Below are 21,626 nucleotides of genomic sequence, written 5' to 3' on the forward strand. Positions count from 1 at the left end.
CAATGTAGGCACTGGCGAAGCCTGCGATCTTTTGATCTTCAGCTAGCCCTGCCGAAACACCAACGCCTTCAGCCCGCACTCAATATCCGCATCCGGAAACTCCGGCGGATTCTCCAGCCGCTCGAAAAAACTCAAACTCGGCGCCTCACGGGTAACGCCGTCAATCAAAAAGTCCGAACCAAACGCCGGATCATTCATGCAGGCCAGCACCGTCCCCTGTTCGGTGAGCAGTTCTGGCAACCGACGCAGCACCCGCTGGTAATCCTTGGTCAGCAAAAAACTGCCTTTCTGAAACGACGGCGGATCAATGATCACCAGGTCATAAGGTCCCTTGCCAATCACTTTACCCCAGGACTTGAACAGGTCGTGGCCGAGGAATGTCACCTGGCTCACGTCGTGGCCATTGAGCCGATGGTTATCACGGCCACGGCTCAACGCCGAACTGGACATGTCCAGGTTGACCACGTGCGCCGCACCACCCTCGATGGCCGCGACCGAAAACCCGCAGGTGTAGGCGAACAGGTTCAACACCCGCTTGCCGTCCGCATTCGCTCGCACCCAATCGCGGCCGTAGCGCATGTCGAGGAACAGCCCGGCGTTCTGTTTACGGCCCAGGTCCACCCGATACTTCAGGCCGCCCTCGGTGATGGTCATTTCTTCCAGCGCATCCCCAAGCAGCCATTCGGTGGTGCTTTGCAGCAGGTAACGGTGTTGCAGCAACAATGTATGCGCGCCGGATTGCTGCCATTCGGCGGACCCGGTGAGGCCCATCAGCAGTTGCTTCAGATCCTCCAGCTGTTGCGGCTCCGGCTCCTTGAACAGCGACACCAGCACCACCCCCTGCAACCAGTCGACGGTCAACTGCTCCAGCCCCGGCCAGCAACGCCCACGGCCGTGGAACAAGCGGCGGGTTTCGGCCGGGGCGGTGGCCAGGGCGGTCAGCAGGTGGGTGTGCAGGGTGGCGAGGGCGTCAGGGTTCATCGGGCAACGTCGGCAATGTGAGTGGGCGGCATTTTAACCACAAATGAATCCCGGGGACGTCCGGATAGTTATCACGATTAATTTAACTTTACGTGAGGATTTGGCGAACAGTTGGCTTCCATACTCGGCCCCATCGAACAACAAACAAGGAGCCGGACATGTCGCAGCCAACTGCTTCACCCAAGGCCAGCCACCCACGCTGGCTGCGTTTGACCCATTGGCTCAACGCCCTGGCGGTCGTGGTCATGATCAGCAGCGGCTGGCGCATCTATAACGCCTCGCCGCTCTACGATTTCAGCTTCCCGGCGTCGATCACCCTCGGTGGCTGGCTCGGCGGGGCGCTGCAATGGCATTTCGCGGCGATGTGGTTCCTCGCCATCAACGGCCTCATTTACCTGACCATCAACATTGCCAGCGGTCGACTGTTGCGCCGGTTTTTCCCGGTATCGCCCAAAGGCATCCTGCATGACCTGTGGGCGGCACTGAGAGGGCGGTTGGGGCACGCCGACCTCAGTCATTACAACCAGGTCCAGCGCTTCGCCTACCTGTTCGTCATGCTCGACATCACGCTGATGGTGGTGTCCGGGCTGGTGCTGTGGAAGTCCGTGCAGTTCCCGTTGTTGCGTGAATTGCTGGGTGGTTACGAAGGGGCGCGGCAGGTGCATTTCATCGCGATGGCGCTGTTGGTGGGCTTCATCGTGGTGCATCTGGTGATGGTACTGCTGGTCCCGAAAACGCTGTGGGCCATGATTGTTGGTCGCAAGGAGCCGGTATGAAAAAGCGCATCGAAGGACTCGACGAGTCGTCCATCCTCAGCGAAGCCCGGAAGGTACTGGCGCCGCAAATCGAAGACCGTTCCCGGCGCTCGTTCCTGCTACGCGGCCTGACCCTCGGCGGGGTGGCCATGTTGTCCGGTTGCAACATCACCGACAACGACAGCGTCGAAACCGCGCTGTCCTCCATGTCCCGCCTCAACGATCGGGTCCAGGGCTGGCTGTTCAACCCCAACGCCATGGCGCCGACCTATCCCGAGTCGATGATCACCCGACCGTTCCCGTTCAATGCCTTCTACGGCATCGACGAAGCACCGACCGTCGAGGAAGAAAGCTTCCGCCTGGAAGTCACCGGCCTGGTCGCCGACAAACGCAACTGGCGCCTCGAAGAACTGCGGGCCATGGCCCAGACCGACCAGATCACCCGGCACATCTGCGTCGAAGGCTGGAGCGCCATCGGCCGCTGGGGCGGCGTGCGCTTCAGTGACTTCCTCAAGCGCATTGGCGCCGACACCAGCGCCAAGTACGTCGGCTTCAAATGCGCCGACGACTACTACACCAGCATCGACATGGCCACGGCCCTGCATGCGCAAACCCTGCTGGCCCTGACCTACGACGGCGCCGTGCTGCCCCGCGAGTACGGCTTCCCGATGAAACTGCGCATGCCCACCAAGCTTGGCTACAAGAACCCCAAACACATTCAGGCGATTTTCGTCAGCAACACCTACAGCGGCGGCTACTGGGAAGACCAGGGCTACAACTGGTTCGGTGGCAGCTGATGCACGCCCGGACACTTGACCGTAACAACCCCAACCCCAAAAGGAACTGCACCATGAAGAAGTTAGCCACCGCCGCACTGTCCCTGTTCTTGGCCATGGGCGTCGCCAGCGTGTACGCCGCCGACACCATGAGCAACGACAGCATGAGCAAAGACTCGATGTCCAAAGATGCGATGTCCAAAGACAACATGAAAAAAGACACGATGAAAAAGGACTCCATGGCCAAGGACACGATGAAGAAAGACAGCATGTCCAAAGACGCTATGAGCAAGGACGCGATGAAGAAAGACGCCATGTCCAAAGACGGCATGAGCAAAGACGCCATGAAAAAAGACGCGATGTCACAGTAACTCGCCTGAAAGAGACGGCCGCCCGTTGGGGGAGGCCGGCTCTTTTTTTGCCAATCTGCAGCTTTTGTTTACGAATGCCATGGCCCTCATTTTTTCAGCTGAGCCCGACAATCGCTGACCAGTGACCCCATATCAGCCTTTATCTCTCCCCAGCCAATCATTTCCAGCGCATTACGCGCTAAAACCCGCATCTCCTGCCATTCGTCCTGCGTGAATCGTTCTCCCTCGCGGAACCGGATCGACGCCTCGCTCAAGTTGTAATAGCGCGTTTGCAAACCTTCGAGCGCCTGGCGCAACTGAGGTGCAAACGGACCTGCAAAGTCCCGCAAAAAAGCGTCGATATGGCAGGTGACGTCATCGTCAAAACTGCATTCCAGGCAGCAACTGATCGCGTTGCATTGCGCCGGAGCATCAAGGGCTAGAAACTCCAATGCCGGGCAGAGTTCGCCGAGAAGGATGACCTTTTGGTATTCATCCTGGCCATACCAACACCAGATGCTTGAAGCGATTTTTTCGGCCATCGAAATAGGAGCCCGGAATAATGAATGCTTTGCGTCGAGGCGTTTGAACTGCACCTGATAGACCGGCAAATCTATCATGCGCCAGGCGAAGGTCCATGGTCTCGACGGTCTGCGCATCGTCGACGCCTCGATTTTCCCCAATGTCGCCAGCGGTAATACCCACGCCGCGGTGCTGATGATGGCGAAAAGGGTGCCGACCTGATCCTGCAGGACGCCTGATTTCACCTCTGGTTGTATCAAAAATGAATTTCCGACCAGTAAGCCGCTCATACCAGATAGGTGGCGGATTTTAGCCGCAAAATCATTGGTGCAATCAGGGAGTGGTCAGGTCATGAATCCAACAAAAATGGCGGGCGAGTCGTTACCTGGCGGCTTGATCCTGGTGGTGGAGGACGACCCGCTGATTCTGGAATTCCTCTGCGAAATTCTTCAGGACGAAGGCTTTGTCGTGGCGCCGCACGTCAGCGCGGATGCGGCGTCTGAGTATCTGGAAGAGCACGCAGGCAAGGTGCGGATGTTGCTGACGGACATCACCATGCCCGGCAAGCTCAATGGCGCGGACTTGGCCAACAAATTCGGCGATCGCTGGCCGGACAAGCCGATCATGATCATGTCCGGTTTCGAAACCCCGGAAAGCTCCGGGGTGCGGCACCACGTGTCGTTTATCAAAAAGCCCTGGGCGCTGGGGCAATTGCTCGATTGCGTGGAAGGCGCCTTGAAATCCCGGCGGCCGCTGGCGTAACCGGCCGGCGGTGGTACATTGCCTGACACACCGCCTGGCCCCTTGCGATAGGAAGCTGTCTTTTGCCTGCTCAAACATCCGTCTTCAACACCCCTTACCGCGCCTTTCTGTTCGACATGGACGGCACCGTCCTCAACTCCATCGCCGCCGCCGAGCGGATATGGACGGCCTGGGCCGTGCGCCACGGGATCAACGTCGCCACCTTCCTGCCGACCATCCACGGCGCTCGCGCCATCGACACCATCAACCGTCAGGGCTTGCCGGGACTGGATGCTGAAGCTGAAGCGGCGTTTATCACCGAGGCGGAAATCGAGGATGTGGAAGGGATTGTCGAGGTGGCCGGTGCGGCGCGTTTTCTGAAGACTTTACCGGCCGATCAGTGGGCGATTGTCACCTCTGCCCCCCGGGCGCTGGCGTTACGACGCATGGCGGCGGCGGGGATTCCGCAGCCTTCAGTGATGGTCACGGCTGAGGAGGTGAAGGCGGGCAAGCCTGATCCTGCGGGTTATCGACTGGCGGCTCAGCGATTGGGGCTGGACGTTCGGGAGTGTTTGATTTTTGAAGATGCCACCGTGGGGATTCAGGCGGCGGAAGCGGCGGAGGCTGATTTGCTGGTGATTACCTCGACCCACGACCACCCGATCCAGACGCCCCACGACACGATGGCTGATTACGATGCCGTCGAAGTTCGCGTCGATGCCGATGGCCGGATTCGCCTGAATCCCCTCTGATCGAACAACGTCCTCTGTAGGAGCAAAGCTTGCTCGCGAAGGCGTCGTGTCAGCCAAATTCAATGTCGACTGACACGACGCCTTCGCGAGCAAGCTTCGCTCCTACAGGGAACAGGGTGGGTCAGTAAATGCCGGGGATGAGCCGCCAGGTCTTGCCGCAATATGCCTCATATTCGCTGCCGAACTGCGCCCGCAGCAGCGCTTCCTCAGAATGAATCCGCGCAATCAGCGGGATCAACGTCAACCCCGCCAACACCAGTCCCACCACCGAACGAAACGCCAGCGCCCAGCCGATGCCAATGACCATCAGCCCCAGGTAACTGGGGTTGCGCAGCGTTCTATAAATTCCGTCCGTCACCAGCGTGTGCCCCGGCTGGATCGCCACCAACCCGCTGAAACGCTTGCCCAGCACAAACACCGGCCACAACCGCAGCGCGCCGCCGAGGCTGAACAGCAGCGCACCGAGCCAACGCACGCCTTCGCCACCGAAGGACCAGAAGTCGATGCGGTCGGTGTAGGCGGGCAGGAATCCACTGAGCAACCCGATAATCCCGAACACCGGCAGCACCCAGCGATTGCCCCGGTCTTCCCGTTCGCCGGAACTCAGGTTGACCTCGGTGAACAGCGAGGCAACCGCCATCACCACCGTGGCCAGCGCCACGACCACCAGCGAGCCATGGGAAAAAAACGCGGCGAATCCGCCGAGCCCCCACACGGCGAGGCCGAGGTAGGCGAGGGTGGACACGACGGCGAAAAACGCCAGTTTGGGTGAGATTTTCATGGTTAGCTCCACACATGGCATACAACCAGTGTAGGAGTTGTTCAATTGAGAGAATCTAGAGCCAGTCGATAATCCTGTGGCGAGACCGCTTTTGTGGCGAGGGGGCTTGTCGGAATGCCGCATCACCCCGTTCGGCTGCGCAGCAGTCGTCAAACCAGGCAACTCGGTAGCATTGAAAGAATGCTGGGCCGCTTCGCGACCCAACGGGGGCAAGCCCCCTCGCCACAAAAGCGCCCTCGCCACAGGTTTGGTGTTTGGCTTGAAAATATCGTCACGCCGATCTGGCATTACGCCGAATCACCTGCGGCGGTTGGCCGAATGCCCTTAGAAACGCCTCCCGCATCCGCCGCCGATCACAGAACCCACTTTCCTCGGCAATCTGATCCAGCGTCAATCGCCCCCGTTCGAGCAACTGCCGCGCCGCTTCCAGGCGCAGGTTCTCAATCGCCTTGGCCGGCGATTGCCCGGTTTCAGCACGAAACGCCCGGCTGAATTGCCGCGGGCTGAGCCGCGCCACGTCCGCCAGTTGTTCCACCGACAGCGCCGACGTCAGGTGTTCCCGGGCGTAGCCGAGCACGGTCTGGATGCGGTCGGATTTCGGCTCCAGTTCCAGCAACGCCGAGTGCTGCGACTGACCGCCCGCACGCCGGTGGTACATCACCAGTTTCTGCGCCACCGCCCGGGCCAGTTCGGCGCCGTGGTCCTTCTCGACCATGGCCAGCGCCAAATCGATGCCGGCAGTCATGCCGGCCGAGGTCCAGATCGATCCGTCGATCACGAAGATCCGGTCTTCCTCGACCTTGATCGCCGGAAACCGTGCCTGCAACTCTCGGGCATACGCCCAATGCGTCGTGGCGCGGCGTCCTTCCAGCAACCCGGCCTGGGCCAGCACAAACGCCCCGGAGCAAATCGATGCCGTGCGCCGCGCGGTGTTCACGCTGCCGCGCACATACGTCAGCACCGCGTCGGGTGCCTGCTCGATGATGGAGTCACCACCGACCACGATCACGGTGTCGTACACCCGATCGTCGAATGCCTCAGTGCCCACGCTCAATCCGCCGGAAGCACGCAACGTGCGGCCATCTTCGGACAACACGCTGACTTCATACAAAGGTTCGCCCGCACTGAAATTGGCGTACTCAAACACCGGCATCGCCGCCAGCGCCATGGACTGGAAACCCTCGAACACCACAAACGCCACGGAAGTCATTGCTGGGCCCTCAAAAAGGTCGTGTCCGAAAAACGTACTTTAAACGTCATTTGAGACAAGTGTTAGCCCATTTATAACTGTTCACACCCGGCGAACTGATCGCCTCACTGTGAAGGAAATCCAAAATGGCACTTTCATCCAAAGGCACCGCGCTGATCACAGGCGCTTCTTCCGGCATCGGCGCGGTCTACGCCGACCGTCTCGCACGGCAAGGGTATGACTTGATTCTAGTGGCCCGCAGCCAAAACAAATTGAACACCCTGGCCAACCAGTTGAGCAATGAAACCGGGCGTGCCGTTGAAGTGGTTGCCGCCGACCTCAAAGACAAGGCTGACCTGCTGCGCGTCGAAGCCCTCCTGCGCACCGACGCCAGCATCACCTTGCTGGTCAACAACGCCGGGGTCGGCGGGGTGATGCCGCTACTCGGCAGCCCGGTGGATGACATGGAAGACATGATCACCCTCAACGTCACCGCGCTGATGCGCCTGGCCTACGCCGCAGTGCCCGGCTTCGTCGCCCGTGGCGCCGGGACCGTGATCAACATCGCCTCGATCGTCGCCATCGCCCCGCAAATCCTCAACGGCGTGTACGGCGGGACCAAGGCCTTCGTGCTGGGCCTGAGCCAATCCATGCACCACGAACTCGCCGACAAAGGCGTGCGCATCCAGGCCGTACTGCCCGGCGCCACCGCCACTGATTTCTGGAGCGAGGCCGGCAACCCGGTGGAAAACCTGCCGCAAGAGATCGTGATGTCGGCCCAGGACATGGTCGATGCCGCGCTGGTTGGGTTGGCCCAGGGCGAAGTGGTGACCATCCCGGGCCTGCATGAAGGCGAGAAATGGGATGCCTACGAGGCCCAGCGCCAGGTGCTCAGCGGTTCGTTTGGCCACTCCACGGCGGCCGCGCGGTATCGCTGAAGGCAGAACACAAATTCTGTGCTCGGCCCACGATCCAATGTGGGAGCGGGCTTGCTCGCGAATGCAGTGGGTCAGTGGATGCAGATATCGACTGATACGACGCATTCGCGAGCAAGCCCGCTCCCACAGGTTTTGTAATCAGCCTTGTTCACACCCGCGCGGCACTCACGATGACTTCCACCAGCAGCCGCGGATCAGCCAGTTTTGCCTCGCCGCAGGCCCGCGCCGGTGCATGTCCTTTTGGCACCCAGGCATCCCACACTGTGTTCATGGCGTCGAAGTCCGCCATGTCGGCCAGCCAGATGGTGGTTTGCAGCAGATGTTCCCGGGTCGAGCCGGCCTCTTTGAGCAAGGCATCGACTCGTGCCAAAGCATCGCGAGTCTGATCAGCGATATCGTGGTGAGCTTCACCTACCTGGCCGGCCAGGAACACCGTATTGCCGTGGATAACGATTTGGCTCATGCGCTGATTGGTGTGTTTGCGCTCGATGATTGGCATCAACTGCTCTCCTGTGAAATGGCGTGACTTAGAAACGTTGCACGGAAAAACTGTCCAGCCAGCCCGGGACCTTGCCGGCGATGCAATCGGCGACCAATTGGCCGGTCGCCCCGGCGAGGGTCAGGCCCAGGTGTTGGTGGCCGAAGGCGTAGATCAGTCGCGGTTCGTTCGGCGACGGGCCGATCACCGGCAGCGAATCGGGCAGCGAAGGGCGAAAGCCCAGCCACTGGCGCGCCACCGGTTCCGTCAGGCCCATGACCCGGCGCACGTGGCGCTCCAGATACTCAAAGCGTTGAGGGTTGGCCGGATCGTTGATCGAGCCGAGTTCCACCGTGCCCGCCACCCGCAGGCGACCGGCCATGGGCGTCATGTAGAAGGCGCTTTCCACCGGGCAGCATGGGCGGTTGAGCAGGGTGTCTTGCAGGTCGAATTCGATGTGATAGCCGCGCTCGGTATCCAGCGGAATATGGTCGCCGACCTGACGCGCCAGCCCCGCCGACCAGGCGCCGCCACACAGCACCACCCGGTCAGCGCGGTAGGTCTGGCCTTCGGCGCTGAGCAGGTGCAGGCCGCCGCTGTGCCTTTGCAGGCACGTGATCGTTGCCTGAAGCAACGCACCTTCAGCTACCAGCGGCGCGGCCAGTGCTTCAATAAAGGCTCGGGGGTCATCCATGTGCGACGACTCGGGAAACAGAATCCCGGCCACCGCTTTGCCCGCCAGCGCCGGTTCCAATTGTTCGACATCGGCGGCGTTCAGCACCTGCTGCGGGATGCTCAAGGAGCGGCGCAACTCGATGGCGGCCCGGGCGCCAGCGAAACCCTGCTCAGTGCCATAGGCGTAGATGCAGCCGTTGTGGCGCAGGTGCTGATTGGCCTCGGGGCAGTCAGCCAGTAACGGCGCATAACCACTGTAGGTGTGTTGCAGTATTTTGCTCAGGGCCAGGGTGTTGGCCTCGCAGCGCGAGGTGCGACATTCATTGAGAAACCGCAGCAGCCAGGGCATCAACCGGGGCAAACGTGCCCAGTTGATGACAAAGGGAGACTCCTTCGAAAACAGCAGCGACGGAATCGCCTTCAACAGTGAAGGCTGGGCAATCGGCATCACGCCGTAGGGCGCCAAGGTGCCGGCATTGCCGTAAGACGCTCCGGCGGCAATCGCCTCGCGTTCCAGTAACAACACTTGGTAACCCTGGCGACGCAGCCAGAGTGCAGTCGCCACCCCGACAACGCCGGCGCCGATAACGGCAATTTCGCAATGAACTGGCTGGGTCATATCCTCAAATCCGGTTGTGCATATAGAGATGACCCTGGCGCGCCAATTGGCTGATCACGCCCAAGGCTTTGATCAACTGCTCCCGTGACAGGGCAGCCGAGATGTTGATGCGTACCGCTTGCGGCGACAGTTCCGGGCGCAAGGTGAAGGCGCCGCCGGCCAGCAGCACGACGCCGCGGTCCTGGCACAAGCGAGCGAAGCGCGAACCGGTCCACGGTTCCGGCAGTACCAGCCAGGCGTGGGTGCCGGTGGCGCTGTGCTGGAATTCCAGACCGTCGAGGTGCGTGGCTAGCAACGCCTGGCGGATGCGCAATTCTTCGCGCTGCTCCGAAACCAGTTGATCGGCATGCCCGTCCTCGATCAGTCGGGTGGCGATCAGCGCGGTCAGCGGCGAGGTGCTCCAGCAGTCGATGCGCTGCATGGCGGCGATGTCTTGCACCAAAGGCTGCGGGGCCATGACAAAACCCATGCGTAGCCCCGGCGCGATGCATTTGGACAGGGCCGAGATGTAGATCGTCCGTTCCGGCATCAGTGAGGTGAAGGAGGGCGGCGATTGATCCAGCAGCGGCCGGTACACATCGTCCTCAATCACCAGCAAGTTGGTTTCGCGAATCACCGCCGCCAGTTCTTCACGACGCTTGGCATCGAGGGTGATGGCGGTCGGGTTATGGATCGACGGCACCAGGAACAGCAACCGTGGCTGATGTTGGGCACAGGCCAGGCGCAACGCTTCGGGGGACATGCCGCGTGCGTCGGCGTCGACCCCAACCAGAATCAAACCCAGCGAACGGCACAAGGCATTGATGCCTTGATAGGTCACGCTGTCGGCCAGCACGGTATCGCCGCTGTTGGTCAGGCTGCGCAACGTATTGGCGATGCCGTGTTGCGCGCCTTCAACGATCAGCATCTGGCTGGCATGAGCTTCTACGCCGGTATGGCGCAGCCATTGTGCGGCAGCTTCTCGGGCCCAGAGCGGTCCTTCGGACGGGTGATAGTCCTTCATGTCGCTAAAGCGCGGATCACTGGAAAGACGTGGGAGCAATTGCGCCAGCACCCGATTGAAGCCATCGGTGGCCGGACGGTTGACGCTCAGGTCCACGGTGCCCGGGTCATTGCTCGGCGCCGACTGGAACTGTGCCGCTGGATGCCGAGGCTGGGCGACTTGCGTACCGCGACCCGGACGGCTTTCCACCAAGCCTTTTTGCTGCAACACCGCCATGGCTTTGGTCACCGTGGTGATGTTCACCCCCAGTGCGCTGGCGAACTCGCGATGTGGCGGCAAACGCTCACCTGGCTTGAGCTTGCCGTTGCCGATCGCCTCGGCCAGTGAATCGGCCAATTGGGCGTAAAGGGTTTCTGCCTTGTCGCGCTGTAAAGCGGCACTGGTCTTGAGCTCGTCCAGCAATTGTTCGAATTGACTCATGGTGCTTTATCCCTGCTTGTCATGCTCGTAGCAAGACAATAAGCAAATTTGTATTGCTTTTTATCCGATACAAAGCCCATTGACAAGCTAAAAAACCGTGATTAGTGTGTGAGTTGTAATGCTTGTCATGCAACACAATAAGAAAATGGCTGCCATGCTCAGCCCCACAGGTACGCACATGACTATCAAAACGTTCCAGCCAGGCACGCCCCGGCACCACCGACTTTTCAGCCTGGCAGCGGGCGGCACAGAGTATCCGGTGTGTTGTCCCCCTCGCGCAAAGTCTTCGATGAAATTATCCGGTCGATCAATACCAGACAACGCAGCCGAGGTGACCCGATGAACAAGCCCCAACCCACCGATACAAACCCCGCTCAACCACAGCTCAGCGGCGCCTTGCGTCAGCGCCACATCACCATGATCTCCCTCGGCGGGATCATCGGTGCCGGTCTGTTCGTGGGCAGTAGCGCGACGATCCAGGCGATTGGCCCGGCTGCATTCCTCAGTTATCTCGCCGCCGGCATCGTGGTGATGCTGGTCATGCGCATGCTCGGCGAAATGGCCGTGGCCTTGCCCGGTGTCGGCTCCTTTACCGAATACGCGCGCATTGGCTTGGGCAACTGGGTCGGGTTCACCAGCGGCTGGTTGTACTGGTACTTCTGGGTGATCGTGGTCGCCGTGGAAGCAGTGGTCGGCGCCAACATCCTCCAGCAATGGATACCGCTGCCGGCGTGGATGATCGGCTTGACGCTGCTGGCGGTGATGACGGCCATTAATTGCCTGTCCGTGAAGTCCTACGGCGAATTCGAATACTGGTTCGCTTCATTGAAGGTCTTCGCCATCATCGTCTTCATCTTTGTGGTCGGCGCCTACCTCTTCGGCTTTGCGCCGAGCACCCGTACATTGCTGGGTAATCTGGTGAATGACCGAGGCTTCATGCCTTATGGTGTGAGCGCGATTCTGGCCGGCGTGCCGACGGTGATCTTCGCTGTGGGCGGTGCCGAGATCGCCACCATTGCCGCCGCCGAATCCGATGACCCATCGAAGAACGTGGCGAACATGACCCGTTCGGTGATCTTTCGCGTCATTACCTTTTATGTCGGTTCAATCTTCCTGATTGTCTGCGTGGTGCCCTGGGGCCAGATCGTCGCTGGGCACTCGCCGTTCGTGGCGGCGCTGGAAGTCCTGCACATTCCCGGCGCGGCGATGATCATGCAAGCAGTGGTGCTGGTGGCCGTGCTCTCGGCGCTTAATTCCGGGTTGTACGTGTCGTCGCGGATTCTGTTTGGCCTCAGTCAGCGCGGTGATGCCCCGGCGAAACTGTCGACGCTGACCGGGCGCAAAGTCCCACGGGCGGCGGTGCTGCTGAGCAGTGTGATCGGGTACATCGCGATCATGGCGGCGATCATTTCTCCCGAAGGCGTGTTCCTGTTCCTGGTCAACGCGTCCGGCGCCGTGATGCTCTTCGTGTACCTCGCTGTAGCCCTGGCGCAGATCCAGGTTCGGCGTCAGATCGAAGTCACGGCACCCGCCCGGCTGACCCTCAAGATGTGGCTGTTCCCATGGCTGTCCTATGCTGTGGTAGCAGTGATTGCGGGCGTTTTGGTCGCCATGGCCTTTCAGGAATCCTTGCGCACGCAGTTCCTCGCCAGTCTCGTCAGTCTGGGCGTGGTCTCGGCGGCTTACCTGCTGCTCAAGCGTCGTCGGCAGTCTGCCGGCCAGTCCCACGTCAATGCCACCGACCTGCTGGCGGGGTTGCCGACACGGTCATAAATCATAGGGACATCCAGCCACGGATGGCGGTTGCGTTGTTTGGCTTGAAACGGTCCACAACAATCATTTGCCCAATAGGTGATCTATGTCCTACTTCACATTCGACTCCCAGGGTTTCTCCCGACGCGGGCTGCTCAAAGCCACGGGGTACGGTTCACTGGCGGCGCTGCTGAGCAGTGTCGTCGGCCCGATCCCGCTGTCATTCGCCGCCGGTCAACCGATCAAGACTGTGCGCCCCGGCTACCTGACAGCTGCGTGCCTGGGCGACATGCCCTTGGGCGCGCTGCGTGAAGGCGTTCCGGTCGGCACCGATCTGGAATTGCTGAAAATCATCGCTGATCGTCTTGAACTCAAGCTCGATGTGCTGACCATGGGCTTCCCGGCCGTGGTCGAAGCGGTGCGCTCGGGACGGGCCGACTGGTTCGGCGGCAACTTTGCCTGGAACCCGATGCGCTCCAAGATCCTGCTGTTGACCGACCCGGTGTTCTACACCGGTGCCTACGTGATCATGCGCGAAAGCGAGCCGTTCACCACTTCTATTACCGTCAACGACGTGAAAGGGCGCACCATCGGTGCCATCACCGGCTATTTCACCATCCCGGACATGAAGAAAATCGAAGGCGTGAAGGAGGTCAAGCTCTACGACAACACCGACTCGTGCCTGCGTGACGTGCGAGCCGGGCGCCTGGATTTTGCCGTGCTGGATGCCCCGACCATTGACTACATGATCCTTCAGGACCCGAGCCTCAAGCTCAAACAGATCCCCATGGCCTACGACGAAAAATTCCCCAGCCTGACCGCCAAGTTTGAAGCGATCTGGGGTGTTCATCCGCAGAACCAGGATTTGTTCGATGGCATCAACCAGGGCCTGCGCTGGCTCAAAAGCACCGATCAGATCAAACCGATCCTCGCCAAGTACGGCATCAAGAACCCCGACTACCTGGTGCCGCCGGCCAAGGACCCGCGCATCGGCGTGGACCGCGACGAGAAGGGCAACCTGATCGGGCCGTTCGAGCATCCGCCGCGTGATTTCAGTCAGGCCTTTGCCTGAGCCGAGGAATTGACCCATGACTGAATCAACCCCACTTGTGCGCATCGAAGGGCTCTACAAGTCCTTCGGTAGCCTGGATGTGCTCAAAGGCATCGACCTCAACGTCCAGCAGGGCCAGAAGATCTCGCTCATCGGCCCCAGCGGCTCGGGCAAGACCACCCTGCTGCGTTGCGTCAATTACCTGGAAGAGCCGACCAAGGGCGACATCTACATCGACAACGAACTGATCGGCCAGCGTCTGGTGGGCACCCGCAAAGTGCCCATGAGCGACAAGGAGCTGGCGCGGATGCGTACCGAGATCGGCATGGTGTTCCAGCGCTTCAACCTGTTCCCGCACCTCTCGGTGCTGGACAACATCATCCTCGGCCCGCTCAAGGTGCAACAACGCAGCCGCGCCGAAGCGGTGGAGCTGGCCGAGGACCTGCTGAACAAGGTGGGCATGTTCGCCAAGCGCGACGTGTTCCCGGAACAGCTCTCGGGCGGGCAGCAACAACGCATCGCCATCGCCCGGGCGCTGGCGATGCAACCCAAGCTGATGCTGTTCGACGAGGCCACGTCGGCGCTGGACCCGGAACTGGTCGGCGAAGTGCTAGGCGTCATGCGCAAGCTGGCGGAGGAGGGCATGACGATGATTATCGTGACCCATGAAATGCACTTCGCCGAAAGTGTCTCCGATCAGGTGATCTTCATGGCCGATGGCAACATCGTCGAGCAAGGGCCGCCACGGCAGATTTTTCGCGAGAGCCAGATCGAACGCACCCGCAACTTCATCCGCGCCGTGCAGGAGCATTGATCGATGTTCGACACCACTGCACTGCACAAAGCCATCGAGGTGCTGCCGTACTTTTTGAACGTGCTGGGGCTCGGTGCCTTGACCACGGTTGGCCTGACCGCTGCCGCGTTCGTGGTGGCGACGTTGCTAGGGTTTTGCCTGGCGTTGATGCGGCTTTCGCGCAGCCGGGTGCTGAGCCTGATCGCCAGCGTGTACCTGGAGGTGTTTCGCAACATCCCGATCCTGACCCAGTTGTTCATCCTGTACTTCGGGCTGACCTACATCGGCATCACGTTGCCGGCGATTGGTGCGGCGATCATCGGGTTTGGCCTGAACGGCGCGGCGATTTTGTCGGAAGTGTTCCGTTCAAGCATCCGTACCATCGACCGTGGGCAAAGCGAGGCGGCGTTTTCCATCGGCATGACTCGGTCACTGGCGATGCGCATCATCGTGCTGCCCCAGGCGTTCAAGGTGGCGATTCCGGGGATGGCCAACTTCGCCATCGGCCTGCTCAAGGACACCTCTCTGGCCTCGGCGGCGGCGGTGCCGGAGCTGACGTTCAAAGCGCGGATGCTGGTCAGTGAAACCTATCAGACCAACCTCATTTACTTCCTGCTGGCGATTATTTACCTGGTGTTGAGCCTGGTGCTGTCTCACTGGGCGGCCCGGACCGAACGGCGACTTAAAGTCGTGAAGGAGCATTGATATGGGTTATGGCGAGTTGTGGGAAGCAACCCATGTCGAATTGCTAGCGGCGGCCTGGGCCACGCTCCAATTGGCGTTCGGCGCATTGGTCATCGGGTTGATTGTCGGGTTGCTGGTAGCGTTGGCGAGGCTCTCGGGCAGCCCGGCGTTGCGCCGCGCGGCGTTGATTTACATCGAGGTCTTTCGCGGTACGCCGGCACTGGTGCAACTGTTCATCGTCTACTTCAGCCTGACCGAAGTTGGCGTGCAGTTCAGCTCGTTCCAGGCCGCCATGATCGGATTGGGATTGAACGCGGCGGCCTACCTGTCGGAGATTTATCGTTCGGGTCTGGAAGCGGTGCCCAAAGGGCAAGTGGAAGCGGCGAAGGCGATTGGCATGCCGCACCTCAAGGTACTGCGCTGGGTAGTGTTGCCCCAGGCCATCCGCATTGTGTTGGCGCCGATCGGGAACGTGGCAATCTCGCTGCTGAAAGACACCTCGGTGGCCTCGTTGATCGCAGCACCGGATTTGATGCTGCGGGCTCAGGATTTGAGCAGCGTGTATTTCATGCCGCTGGAGATCTACATCCTCGTTGGCGCGATTTATTTTGCATTGTGTTATCCGCTGTCCCTCGGCGTGCGCCTGCTGGAGCGCAAGACCAGGCATTGATTCACGCCATTGCCCTGTGGGAGCGCTCAATCGCGGTCCGCCACCGATAGGGTTTGCAGCCCGACCGCTCGAGCCTGGGCGACCAGTTCTTCGGTGTCTTCACCGCCAGGCAGGGCAATGACCACATCGGGCCGGCTGTCATGGAGCATGAAGTGGTTGCGCAGGCGTTCGGCGAGTTTGCCGTGGCGCTGCCAGTTGGGCGGGTAGCGCACGAGGTCGGCGCCGTGTTCCCGGGCCCATTCCTCGATGTCGGCGCCCAGGTATTGATTGCCGCCGTGAATCAACACCCGCACCGGGTGCAGGCGCTGGAAGGCGTCGAGCACGCGGCGGCACTGGCGGCTGTCGGTGTAATGGCGGCCGGCGCAGATCAGGACGCGCATGGCGAGACCTCGTTGGCCTGATCATCGCCCAGCGGCTCGCCGGCCCGTTCCAGTAACGGATAGGCGAGGGCGGCGATGTGGTGATGCACGCGACGGTAATCGCGCAGCACCCGCTGGAAGATGTCGCCGGATTCGGCCCAGGTGTTTTTGTCCTCCTGGAGTTTGCGAAAGTGTTGGCGGCTGGCGTCGGCTTCAAGGCGGCGCACGGTTTCCTTGCGGCTGATCAACTGGTGCGCGGTGGCAATGTCTTCGCGCAGGAACACGGTGATCGCCAGGCTCAGGCTGTCCAACAGCGCTTCGTGCAGCGGCGCGATGTTGCGCAGTTCGAACACCGAAAAGTGCTCGCCACGACGCAAGCGGCGCATGGCCAATTGCGTGAGGCTGCTGCAAAGAATGTCCGCCGCGTGTTCGAGGTTGATCACGAAGGTGAGGATTTCCTGGGCGCGATCGGCATCGCTGTCGCTGATGCCTTCCTGGCCGATGTCCGCCAGGTACGCACGAATCGCCGCGCTGAGCAGGTCGGTGGATTGATCGATGCGCCGCACCTCATCGGCACAGGCCGGCGCCGAGGTGTGGAACAGTTGCAGCGTGCGCGCCAGCATGGCCGAGAGCATGTCGGCGATGCGCAGGGCTTCTCGGGCGGCGTTGGACAGGCCGATGCTGGCCATCTCCAACCCGGCCTCATCGAGGTAGCGCGGCATGCCCGGATCGACATCCCGCGCCGGCTCCGGCAGCAGCCGAGTCAGCAGTTTGGCCATGGGCCCGGTGAAGCCGATGAACACCAGCGCCAGCAACAGGTTGAACCCGGTGTGCAGGTAAACCACCAGCGCCGCCGGATCGAAGTTCAGCGCCGCCAGCCACCCGGCCAGCGGCAACACCGCCGCTGCGCCCAGCGCCCGAACCAGCAGATTGCCCAGGGGCAGGCGCCGGCCGACGCTCGATCCGGCATTGATCACCGGCGGCAATGCACCGCCGATGTTTACCCCGAGCACCAACGCGACGAGGGTGGTGGCCGAGAGCATGCCTGTCGCCGCGAGGGAGGCGATCAGCAACACCACGGCCACGCTGGAATGGCAGAGCCAGGTGAGGATCAGTGCCACCAGCAACGCGATCAACAGGTCGCCGTCCAGGCTTTGCATGATCAGCTGGAACACTGGAGTGGCTTCCACTTCGGCCAAGGTCGAGCCGAGCCTGTGCAGGGCCATCAGCATCAATCCCAGGCCGATCAGCGCACAGCCGATGCTCTCGAAACGTGAGTCATCCCGCAGCCGGAAGATGATCAGCCCTGCCAGCAAAACGATGGGCGTCAGTATCGAGATGTCAGCGCTGAGCAGCTGCACCACCAGCGTCGAACCGATATTGGCGCCGAGCATCACCGCCAGCGCCGGGGCCAGGCCCAACGTGCCGGCCGCGGTGAACGAGGTGGCCATCAGGCTGACGGCGGTGCTGCTTTGCAAGACGCCGGTGATGCCGATGCCGGCGAGCAGGGCCAGCCAGCGGTTGTTCAGGTGCCGACCCATCCAGTGGCGCAGCGGCGTGCCGAAGCCGCGCAACAGCGCCGAAGAAATCATGTGCGTGCCCCACAGCAACAGAGCGATGGCGCCCGCGAGGTTGAGCAGTAGAGTCGTTCCCGACATGAGAACTCTCCTTTATTTCGTGTTGCATTTATCGAAGACCCGAAGGCCGAAGAGGCTGTGAACACAAAACCTGTAGGAGCGAGGCTTGCCCGCGAAGGCGGTATGTCAGTCGACAACAATGTTGAATGTCAGACCGTCTTCGCGGGCAAGCCTCGCTCCTACAGAGAGTGTGGGGTTCAGGCGATCAGAACCACTGCTTGAACCGGCGGATGTAGATCGTCTTCATGGTCTGCGCCACTACGCAGTAGCTGAGCAGCGTGCCCACCAGCCAAGGGAAGTACTCCCATGGCAATGGCACCAGGCCGACCAATGTGCCCAGCGGCGAGAACGGAATGTAGATGCCCAGGCCAATCACCACCCCGGTCGCCAGGATCACCGGCAACGCTGCGGTGCTCTGGAAGAACGGGATCTTTTGCGTGCGCAGCATGTGCACCACCAGCGTCTGCGACAGCAGCCCTTCGATGAACCAGCCGGACTGGAACAGGCTCTGCATTTCCACGCTGTTGGCGGCGAACACGTACCACATCAACGCAAACGTGGTGATGTCGAAGATCGACGAGGTCGGCCCGATCCACAGCATGAAACGGCCGATGTTCTTCGCGTCCCACTTGCGTGGTTTGCGCAGGAATTCCTTGTCCATCTTGTCCCACGGCAACGCCAGCTGAGAGATGTCGTACATGAGGTTTTGCAGCAGCAAATGGATCGACAGCATTGGCAAAAACGGAATGAACGCACTGGCCACCAGCACCGAGAACACGTTGCCGAAGTTGGAGCTGGCGGTCATGTTCAGGTATTTCATGATATTGCCGAAGGTTTCGCGGCCCTTGAGCACGCCTTCCTCAAGCACCATCAGGCTCTTTTCCAGGAGGATGATGTCCGCCGACTCCTTGGCAATGTCGGTGCCGCTGTCCACCGAAATCCCGACATCAGCATCGCGCAGGGCCGGGGCGTCGTTGATACCGTCGCCGAGGAAACCCACGGTGTGACCGTTGCCTTGCAGGGCCTTGAGCACCCGGGATTTCTGCAGCGGCGTCAACTTGGCAAACACCGTGCGTTCTTCGACCCGCAGCTTGAGCGTGGTGTCGTCCATGTGCTCGATGTCCTGGCCGAGCAGCGGGGTGCCTGGGTCGAGGCCGACTTCGCGGCAGATTTTGCAAGTGACCACGGCGTTGTCACCGGTCAGCACCTTGACCGTCACGCCCATGTCCCGCAGCGCGGCAATGGCCGGGCCGGCGGTTTCCTTCGGCGGATCGAGGAAGGTCAGGAAACCGCGAATCACCAGATCGCGCTCATCGGCGGTGTTGTATTGGTTTTTGCTCCGGGCTTTTGGAATCTCGCAGGTGGCGACCAGAAGCACCCGAAAGCCGTCCTCGTTGTACTCGTTAGCCAAGGCCAGCAGGTCTTTACGCCGTTGCTCATCCAGCGCAATCACCTGACCGTTTTCATTGAGGTGGCTGGCGATGGAGAGCATTTCCTCGACCGCGCCCTTGCACACCATCAGATGATCGTCGCGGCTGTCCTTGACGATGATCGACAGGCGCCGACGCACGAAGTCGAACGGCAGTTCATCGACCTTGCTGTAGGCGAATGGAACTCGAAACTTCGGGTTCGCATTGGCAAATTGCACCACGGCCTGGTCCATCAGATTCTTCAGGCCACTCTGGTGATGGCTGTTGAGCCACGCCAGTTCGAGGATCGAATCATCGCGCCGACCCTGGCTGTCGACGTGGTGCTCCAGAATGATCTTGTCCTGGGTCAGGGTGCCGGTCTTGTCGGTGCACAGCACGTCCATCGAACCGAAGTTCTGGATCGCGTTGAGGCGCTTGACCACCACTTTGCGCTTGGCCATGGCCATCGCACCTTTGGCCAGGTTGGCGCTGACGATCATCGGCAGCATTTCCGGGGTCAGGCCGACCGCCACCGCCAGGGCAAACAGGAACGCGTCGCCCCAGTCACCCTTGGAGAAGCCGTTGAGCAGGAACACGATCGGCACCATCACCAGCATGAAGCGGATCAGCAACCAACTGACGCTGTTAACCCCACGGTCGAACGCGGTTTGCACCCGGGAGCCGACGATGGCTTTGGCCAGGGAACCGAAGTAAGTCCGCGCCCCGGTGGCGACCACCACCGCTTTGGCGGTGCCGCTGACCACGTTGGTGCCCATGAAGCAGATGTTCGGCAGGTCCAGCAGGTTGGATTGATCGGTCGCGCTACCGGTGGCGGACTTTTGCGCCACGTTGCCCAGGGTGTCGTATTTCTCGACCGGCAACGCTTCGCCGGTCAGCACCGCCTGGCTGATAAACAGGTCGCGGGATTCGATCAGGCGGATGTCCGCCGGGATCATGTCACCGGCGCTGAGCTGCACGATGTCGCCGGCCACCAGATCGCGCATCGGCACTTCGCGCAGCAGCGGCTTGCCGTCCTTGTGCTCGCGGCGCAGCACGGTGGCGGTGGTGCGCACCATCGCTTTCAGGGCTTCGGCGGACTTGGCCGAGCGGTATTCCTGCCAGAACCGCAGCAGGCTGCTGAGGCTGACCATGGTCATGATAATGATGACTTTGGTCAGGTCGGCGTCCTCCGCTTCACCGTTGCTGATTGGCAGCCAGTAGTCCGTGAAAAAACTGATGGCGGCCAGGGTCAGCAACACATAGATGAAGGGATTGTTCAGGGCTTTTAGCAGTTGGATCAGGGCGTGAGGCGGCTTGTCGTGGGCCACTTCGTTGTGACCGTTGCGCGCCAGGCGGCCCTGGGCTTCGAGTTCGGTCAGGCCATCGGTGCTGGCGTTGAGGTTGGTCAGCGTTACGGTCAAGCCGTTTTGCGCTTCCCGGGCGGCGCGCATCGACAGTTTTGCGTTGTCGTTGCTGGCACCCTGTGTGGCTTTCTTTGCGGTTTTTACAAGGGTCATAGCTGTGCTCCTGCCGCCGATTCGCGGCACGACACACAGGCACCTCAGCTAATCAAAGACGAGCGCACGTATGTCGAGCCGCCAATAGGCGATCGATTCTGATAGTTGCGTTTTCAGGGTTTAATGTTCGCTGGCCGTTGTTTGAATAATAACGGGCAGCGAACCGTCTACTGGCTTCGTCCATAACTAACTCGCTATTTAACAGGCAATAAGAAGTTATCGAATTCCAACGAAGGAAAACGTTAAAGGAAGGACTTTTAAAGTGCCTTCAGATCAGTTGAAAGTGCGTGCTCCGAGGAACAGGCCGAGCATCAGGCTCGCCTCTTGGAACAGACGCGCGATGCGCCGACTCGGTGGTTCCTGGCTGTCGTCGAGGCTCCAGCGTTGCTGAAGCCGACCCGTCATCGGGCAGACACGCCAGTTGGCTCGCAGAGGGGCCGTGGCAGGGGAGGAAGGGCTGGAAAACGGGGCGACAACCCGGTTTGCCTGCGGGCGCTCATGGCTGAGCCGGACCCGCATGGTCGAGGCAAAGGCGCGTACGCCGGGCATTACAGTGATGTTGAAGTTCATAACATACCTCTGGACCGGACTGACGCCGGCGAGGCAAGTTACGGTGGAGCATCAAGCTCTAGCGCAGCTCACCCGACCACAAAGTCGAGTCCCGTCATGTTCTGGGTTATGTGCCAGGTCCTGCGAATTCGCAGTTGCCCGACAGCGACTAGATACTGTGTCCATTGGATTCTTTTGTGAGTTGAAAAAAGGCCTGTGAAACCG

22 protein-coding genes and 1 pseudogene are annotated in these 21,626 nt (G+C 60.8%); 12 read left to right on the forward strand and 11 right to left on the reverse strand.

Annotated features, from left to right (window positions below; genetic code table 11):
• Positions 1–42 precede the first annotated feature (42 nt).
• Positions 43–981 (reverse strand): class I SAM-dependent methyltransferase, encoded by a 939-nt coding sequence (locus ACZ89E_RS04650; protein ID WP_476254968.1) that lies wholly within the window; start codon positions 979–981, stop codon positions 43–45.
• Positions 982–1,139: 158 nt separating this feature from the next.
• Between ACZ89E_RS04650 and ACZ89E_RS04655 the strand changes: the two genes are divergently transcribed.
• Genes ACZ89E_RS04655 through ACZ89E_RS04665 form a run of 3 tightly spaced genes read left to right on the forward strand, consistent with a single transcriptional unit; the run spans position 1,140 to position 2,883 of the window.
• Entirely contained in the window at positions 1,140–1,757 is a 618-nt protein-coding gene (locus ACZ89E_RS04655; RefSeq protein ID WP_463257705.1) for a cytochrome b/b6 domain-containing protein, read from the forward strand.
• Positions 1,754–2,533, forward strand: coding sequence for a molybdopterin-dependent oxidoreductase (locus tag ACZ89E_RS04660; RefSeq protein ID WP_149661684.1), 780 nt, complete (start codon positions 1,754–1,756; stop codon positions 2,531–2,533). Before ACZ89E_RS04655 ends, ACZ89E_RS04660 begins: the two co-directional genes overlap by 4 nt.
• Before the next feature lie 53 nt (positions 2,534–2,586).
• Positions 2,587–2,883, forward strand: coding sequence for a pentapeptide MXKDX repeat protein (locus ACZ89E_RS04665; protein WP_463257704.1), 297 nt, complete (start codon positions 2,587–2,589; stop codon positions 2,881–2,883).
• Positions 2,884–2,969: 86 nt separating this feature from the next.
• Here the strand turns inward: ACZ89E_RS04665 and ACZ89E_RS04670 are convergent, their stop codons facing one another.
• Complete coding sequence (locus tag ACZ89E_RS04670; protein ID WP_476254969.1) at positions 2,970–3,482, reverse strand: hypothetical protein; 513 nt, start codon at positions 3,480–3,482, stop codon at positions 2,970–2,972.
• A 1-nt stretch (position 3,483) separates the two neighbouring features.
• On the opposite strand from ACZ89E_RS04670, the pseudogene ACZ89E_RS04675 reads away from it, so the two are divergent.
• From ACZ89E_RS04675 to ACZ89E_RS04685, 3 genes and pseudogenes are all read left to right on the forward strand, one after another.
• Positions 3,484–3,623 (forward strand): annotated as a pseudogene (locus tag ACZ89E_RS04675) (GMC oxidoreductase); the annotation flags it as partial.
• A 112-nt stretch (positions 3,624–3,735) separates the two neighbouring features.
• Entirely contained in the window at positions 3,736–4,146 is a 411-nt protein-coding gene (locus ACZ89E_RS04680; protein ID WP_463257702.1) for a response regulator, read from the forward strand.
• 62 nt (positions 4,147–4,208) lie between these two features.
• On the forward strand, positions 4,209–4,877 hold the full coding sequence (locus ACZ89E_RS04685) for an HAD-IA family hydrolase (RefSeq protein ID WP_476254970.1): 669 nt from the start codon (positions 4,209–4,211) through the stop codon (positions 4,875–4,877).
• Between the two features lie 121 nt (positions 4,878–4,998).
• Here the strand turns inward: ACZ89E_RS04685 and ACZ89E_RS04690 are convergent, their stop codons facing one another.
• Together ACZ89E_RS04690 and ACZ89E_RS04695 are read right to left on the reverse strand one after the other, a co-directional pair.
• Positions 4,999–5,658 carry a methyltransferase family protein gene (locus ACZ89E_RS04690; protein ID WP_476254971.1) on the reverse strand — a complete coding sequence of 220 codons (660 nt, stop codon included), beginning with the start codon at positions 5,656–5,658 and terminating at the stop codon, positions 4,999–5,001.
• A gap of 271 nt (positions 5,659–5,929) precedes the next feature.
• Positions 5,930–6,868 (reverse strand): GlxA family transcriptional regulator, encoded by a 939-nt coding sequence (locus ACZ89E_RS04695; RefSeq protein ID WP_476254972.1) that lies wholly within the window; start codon positions 6,866–6,868, stop codon positions 5,930–5,932.
• 125 nt (positions 6,869–6,993) lie between these two features.
• Between ACZ89E_RS04695 and ACZ89E_RS04700 the strand changes: the two genes are divergently transcribed.
• Positions 6,994–7,785 (forward strand): SDR family NAD(P)-dependent oxidoreductase, encoded by a 792-nt coding sequence (locus ACZ89E_RS04700; RefSeq protein ID WP_476254973.1) that lies wholly within the window; start codon positions 6,994–6,996, stop codon positions 7,783–7,785.
• 148 nt (positions 7,786–7,933) lie between these two features.
• Here ACZ89E_RS04700 and ACZ89E_RS04705 read toward each other — a convergent pair whose 3' ends face one another.
• Genes ACZ89E_RS04705 through ACZ89E_RS04715 form a run of 3 tightly spaced genes read right to left on the reverse strand, consistent with a single transcriptional unit; the run spans position 7,934 to position 10,980 of the window.
• Positions 7,934–8,284 carry a RidA family protein gene (locus ACZ89E_RS04705; protein WP_463257697.1) on the reverse strand — a complete coding sequence of 117 codons (351 nt, stop codon included), beginning with the start codon at positions 8,282–8,284 and terminating at the stop codon, positions 7,934–7,936.
• A 28-nt stretch (positions 8,285–8,312) separates the two neighbouring features.
• Positions 8,313–9,557, reverse strand: a complete 1,245-nt coding sequence (locus tag ACZ89E_RS04710) for an NAD(P)/FAD-dependent oxidoreductase (RefSeq protein ID WP_463257696.1) — start codon at positions 9,555–9,557, stop codon at positions 8,313–8,315.
• 4 nt (positions 9,558–9,561) lie between these two features.
• Positions 9,562–10,980, reverse strand: a complete 1,419-nt coding sequence (locus ACZ89E_RS04715) for an aminotransferase-like domain-containing protein (RefSeq protein WP_463257695.1) — start codon at positions 10,978–10,980, stop codon at positions 9,562–9,564.
• 339 nt (positions 10,981–11,319) lie between these two features.
• On the opposite strand from ACZ89E_RS04715, the gene ACZ89E_RS04720 reads away from it, so the two are divergent.
• From ACZ89E_RS04720 to ACZ89E_RS04740, 5 genes are all read left to right on the forward strand, one after another.
• Positions 11,320–12,753, forward strand: coding sequence for an amino acid permease (locus tag ACZ89E_RS04720; protein ID WP_463257694.1), 1,434 nt, complete (start codon positions 11,320–11,322; stop codon positions 12,751–12,753).
• 85 nt (positions 12,754–12,838) lie between these two features.
• Positions 12,839–13,804, forward strand: a complete 966-nt coding sequence (locus ACZ89E_RS04725; protein WP_463257693.1) for a substrate-binding periplasmic protein — start codon at positions 12,839–12,841, stop codon at positions 13,802–13,804.
• Between the two features lie 16 nt (positions 13,805–13,820).
• Positions 13,821–14,597: an amino acid ABC transporter ATP-binding protein gene (locus ACZ89E_RS04730; protein WP_429531540.1), complete on the forward strand. Its 777-nt coding sequence runs from the start codon at positions 13,821–13,823 to the stop codon at positions 14,595–14,597.
• 3 nt (positions 14,598–14,600) lie between these two features.
• On the forward strand, positions 14,601–15,281 hold the full coding sequence (locus ACZ89E_RS04735) for an amino acid ABC transporter permease (protein WP_463257692.1): 681 nt from the start codon (positions 14,601–14,603) through the stop codon (positions 15,279–15,281).
• A 1-nt stretch (position 15,282) separates the two neighbouring features.
• Complete coding sequence (locus ACZ89E_RS04740; RefSeq protein WP_463257691.1) at positions 15,283–15,930, forward strand: amino acid ABC transporter permease; 648 nt, start codon at positions 15,283–15,285, stop codon at positions 15,928–15,930.
• A 26-nt stretch (positions 15,931–15,956) separates the two neighbouring features.
• Here the strand turns inward: ACZ89E_RS04740 and ACZ89E_RS04745 are convergent, their stop codons facing one another.
• The 4 genes from ACZ89E_RS04745 to ACZ89E_RS04760 form a co-directional block, all read right to left on the reverse strand.
• Positions 15,957–16,310: a DUF2493 domain-containing protein gene (locus tag ACZ89E_RS04745; RefSeq protein WP_476254974.1), complete on the reverse strand. Its 354-nt coding sequence runs from the start codon at positions 16,308–16,310 to the stop codon at positions 15,957–15,959.
• Positions 16,298–17,947: a Na/Pi cotransporter family protein gene (locus ACZ89E_RS04750; RefSeq protein WP_476254975.1), complete on the reverse strand. Its 1,650-nt coding sequence runs from the start codon at positions 17,945–17,947 to the stop codon at positions 16,298–16,300. Before ACZ89E_RS04750 ends, ACZ89E_RS04745 begins: the two co-directional genes overlap by 13 nt.
• A gap of 184 nt (positions 17,948–18,131) precedes the next feature.
• Positions 18,132–20,852, reverse strand: coding sequence for a magnesium-translocating P-type ATPase (gene mgtA, locus ACZ89E_RS04755; RefSeq protein WP_476254976.1), 2,721 nt, complete (start codon positions 20,850–20,852; stop codon positions 18,132–18,134).
• Positions 20,853–21,125: 273 nt separating this feature from the next.
• Complete coding sequence (locus tag ACZ89E_RS04760; protein ID WP_476254977.1) at positions 21,126–21,422, reverse strand: hypothetical protein; 297 nt, start codon at positions 21,420–21,422, stop codon at positions 21,126–21,128.
• Positions 21,423–21,626: the final 204 nt, after the last annotated feature.

The sequence above is a fragment of the Pseudomonas sp. TE3899 genome (assembly GCF_056279105.1).